This window comes from Oleiphilus sp. HI0132 (assembly GCF_001635845.1).
Genome location: NZ_LWGJ01001192.1, coordinates 1 through 4,122 on the forward strand (window position 1 = coordinate 1; position 4,122 = coordinate 4,122).

At 39.0% G+C, this 4,122-nt stretch carries 4 protein-coding genes; 1 reads left to right on the forward strand and 3 read right to left on the reverse strand.

Going from position 1 to position 4,122, the window contains the following annotated elements:
* The first annotated feature begins 693 nt into the window (after positions 1-693).
* A complete protein-coding gene (locus tag A3766_RS17130; protein ID WP_068510859.1) occupies positions 694-1,434 on the forward strand; it encodes a hypothetical protein in 741 nt (246 codons plus the stop codon).
* Positions 1,435-1,907: 473 nt separating this feature from the next.
* Here A3766_RS17130 and A3766_RS17135 read toward each other — a convergent pair whose 3' ends face one another.
* The 3 genes from A3766_RS17135 to A3766_RS17145 all read right to left on the reverse strand — a co-directional run bounded on the left by A3766_RS17135 (position 1,908) and on the right by A3766_RS17145 (position 4,029).
* Entirely contained in the window at positions 1,908-2,684 is a 777-nt protein-coding gene (locus A3766_RS17135; RefSeq protein WP_068510861.1) for a hypothetical protein, read from the reverse strand.
* A gap of 158 nt (positions 2,685-2,842) precedes the next feature.
* Positions 2,843-3,433 carry a hypothetical protein gene (locus tag A3766_RS17140; protein ID WP_068510863.1) on the reverse strand — a complete coding sequence of 197 codons (591 nt, stop codon included), beginning with the start codon at positions 3,431-3,433 and terminating at the stop codon, positions 2,843-2,845.
* 38 nt (positions 3,434-3,471) lie between these two features.
* On the reverse strand, positions 3,472-4,029 hold the full coding sequence (locus A3766_RS17145) for a hypothetical protein (RefSeq protein WP_068510865.1): 558 nt from the start codon (positions 4,027-4,029) through the stop codon (positions 3,472-3,474).
* Positions 4,030-4,122: the final 93 nt, after the last annotated feature.

Here is a 4,122-nt window from a genome sequence, read left to right on the forward strand (position 1 = left end):
CCAGGCTAAGCCTCAAGCTGCCATTGATCTGGCGTAATGAGAGCCCATTTTGTAAACGAAGACGCAATATTTCTCGTAATTTTCGCATTGATATTCTCTTGGTTGGCATTGCCGTCTCCAGTGAAAAACTGAAGAGGCTAGCAGTCATAGAAAATCAATGCGCGAAAGAATTCTGGTGTTGTGAACAGTGATTCTGGATCATGAACACTTATTCTGGAAGCCAGCAACAAGTGTTCATGATGACGCCAGATTTAGTGTTCACGATCAGCCAGAATAGGTGTTCACGTTGCGCCAGAATGGGTGTTCATGATGGACCAGAATATGCATGAGTTAAATAAACGGAAAACAAAACTGAAAGCAGTGTGTCAAGCTAGCCGCAAATGTAGGCGTTCAAATGTCTGTTTTTGCTTAAGGAAATGCAAAGCTCAGCATTAACCTGACGTCTGCTTATCTCAGACGTAGTCATTCAAGCTAAAAACGGCCTGAATATCCAAGCCTAATTATTTGGGTCGAATCTACGACTTGCGGACTTCACAGGCAACAATAGCAAAAAATTTCAATCAGGTAGCAGGCAGGTGCAATTTAAGACGTTAGTGGCTACATCGAGAATCCCTTTTAACCAAGATATCAATAGTTTATGATTTCAACCCGTAAAGTTAACTACTAATCGATTATTTGGAACTGTAAGTTATTATGTTTGAGTCCTTTAAATACACAAGAAGCGGAAAGAAGTTTGGTAATTCTGTTGCCGATGTGATTGGTATTCAAAGAGGGCTTTATCATGCAGCTATGGAGCAAGGAGGCTGCCACATGCACCTACTTAAGCTTGCAGAGATGAAGGAAGAGGGCCTTAATCTAATTCAAGTTGCTTTTCATTCAATGAAGTTCTTGGATGAAGGTTTAAAGTTTCTTGAGAAGAAATGGGGGAACATCCCTAAAATTTCAAACGGCAAAGAGGCTATAGAAAAATTCAGGTCAACTTATGAAGGCCATCTGAAAGAAGACCCCGATAACCAACATGTGGCCACTCAGTTTGAAAGCAAATTTAATTTAATTCAGACATATTTAATGATGGCTCAAGCCTTTAACACAAAAGATATCGAGAGTATTACTCCTGAACAGAAAATGCGTTATTTAGCTTTTGAGTTGGGCCTGATTGAATTTTTTGACCGAAATCATCTAAGCCATTTGTCAGGGTATGATAAAGACATAACATACCATGAATTCATTAGATTTTACTCTATAGCTAAATACCGTGATGATGCAGACAAAGTATTTGAGTTCTGGAACTCGTTGACTGTAAATTGTGATATGTTGCATGAGAGAAAGTTAGGTTATGACGCTGTTCGAGATCATACGAACTCCGATGGAACTCAAAATGAACAGCACTTTGCACCTTCCTATTTCCAGGAAGCATTGCAGTTCGATAAATAGCTATCTTTAGTCATGAAGCCAGTGTTCGAATTAAGTCTGCTTCTCTCACGTTCTAGATGTAACTGATCAGGTCAATATTGGCCTGAATATCCATATATCATGACAGGTATCGAGCGGCAGCTTTGCGGACTTCAAAGGCACAAAATCAAAAAATCTAAATCACATTTCATCAGAGGTCAGCTTTTGGGCATGCAAGTGCCAAAACTTGCCGTTGAAGGTGCAATTTAGTTTTGGCCTAATCGTTATGGATTAGGGTGCTGTAAAATTAAGGCTTTGCTTCTAAAGTGGCCTTTTTTGATATTGAGTTTTTGACATTTAACACTATCCAAAGATGAAAATGCAGCAAAACAGGCACACCTTTTCAACAAAGTCTCAATGAAATATCCTATATCTCACCTCAAATGATCTGCATTCCTGAACAGGTATTCCGTGAAGAAGTGAAAGATATCTACTTGACTGCTATCGGTGATTTTTCAAATCACAAAATCTCCAGACCGATGCGGTTTCACTTCAATCCAGATCGAACGTAGATTCAACATTCCCCATGTCCCCACATCGGCATGATCCCAGAGTTCGTGAAATAAATAGCATTGGTGAAAATGCTGCATCTGCGTCCCTTCGAGTCCACTAAGGTCGCTATGGTTGTGCCTGTCATCCAGCCCCCACGGTTCTTCATCAGTAGGATCCCGTTTATCACACCAGATTTTCACTTTCACCTCAATTGGTTCCATGTGGCCTACCTCTGCCCATTTATCGGCGTTGTATGAGGGACGCTCATTTGCTGGATTGAAAGTTAGCCAAAGGATGATTTCAGTGTCATCCCAGTTATCCCATTCCACGCCGGCAGGGTCTAGCCCTTCCAAGCGTTCAAGCATTCCATTCATTTTGTCTTGAAGGATTTTTTCTAAGGCTTGGAGTCGTGTGTTGACCTTGCACAGCTTGCGCAAATCTTCTTCTGTCAAATTGTTGCGATGAAACGTTGAACGAATACGCCTTGACAATGTTTCTCCTTCGCATGCAGTCGAATCGAGATATTTCTTGAGGCGCGATTCTGTCAACGTCAGTTTCTTGCCGACTTTTCCGTAGTAGCGTCGTAATCGCTCTGGCACGTCGGCACCAGTGGCAAGCAAGGTGAATGCTTCGCTAGCTGATCGAAGATCAATGCAATGTGAAATACGGAGCGCATTAAGCAATCGGGTGGCTCCGTTGAGCGCCTCGACATCGGCGGGGTGATAGATGGAATGACTCATAGCTTTCCTCATATTTAAAAACGGATTATTTTCATCGGCGGCAAATAACTAGGGGGTTGAGCAGTGTTTACATCCGCACTACTGCAAAAACCTATGTTGACTCATTCAGAAATGTTTGAGGCGTTACCACCTAGTGTGTTTTGATATGAGTTTTGTTACTACCAATCAAGCTGTTCTGTTATTGCATACAATATAAAGTATTTGTAGCCACCATATTCACCCATTGGTAACGCTTTTGTTATCAAATTAAAACAGGGGTTGTTAAAATATGGATTTTCCTCCCAAGCTTTAGCTGTGTCTTCTGACCAGCAATCTGCAACTATTAATCCATGCATGGATTTGGGGAGTATGTAACTTCTATTTAATTTAGATTTCTTACAATTTCCTATAGCCATTTCTGCAAAGCTAGACTTTAATTTAGGTGAATAAATTCTGGTTAAATCCTCTTCGATCGACTTAAACAACTCTACTCGAGATTTTGATCCTTTTGCTTCGACTAAAAGACCAAATTCACTTGTTGCCATGTAAGCATCTAGCCTAGATTTCCAGCTATCATCCTCTGGAGGAGTAAATGGTATTTCAGTGTATGCAATGCCATTTGGATATTGGCATAAAAATTCATGAGCCAACAAAGTAATTAGATTTTGTTCTAAAAATTCACTTCCAGGCTTACAAGGGCGAAACTCTTTTAACATACGGTTATATGTTTTAGCCATTGCGGAAATTAAATCGTGATAGCGTTCTTGCATTCTTATCTCCTTATTTGTTAAATAATACTGGTTTCGACTTAAGTATTGTTACACATGAAGTCTCGTACATAAATAAGATTGAGCGCATCTTCGACATGATAACCTTCAGACAGCACAAGGTATCGACTCATATCACGCAAGTACGTTTTGTCTCTTGTGGATTTAGCATTTTCATACCTGTTTTTATTGTCTCGATAAAATTTAACAACTTCTTCAGTCACACCCTCCAATAACTTTTTATATGAAGAAAATGCACCTCTACCAAGAGTATTTAGGACTTCAAATTTCTCTGAATCAATTGCTTTGATGGCTTTTTTCTTGATCAAATTAGCTTCATCAATAGATAGATTTTCATAACTTCCAATACTTTCTAACTCACCATTAGTGGCATTAAGAAACGCAAAATCTGCTTTATTACTTATTATCGCATCACTATTTTGATACTTGTAACCGGTTTGCTTTACATATATGTCAAACGAAGTTTCAGCACGCTTATAGTTCTCATAAGCTCTAGATAGTTCGATATAAATACCTGGTTTATCAGCATCTTTATTCACAGTAACTTGCGTAAGTTCATAATTATATTTTTCAGTCATTTTAATTTTCCTATATAAATTATTACTTGTTCTGCTAATAGAAGTATTTTTTAAATGGGCTCAATTTATCTCAACATCGTTGATACATTTCTT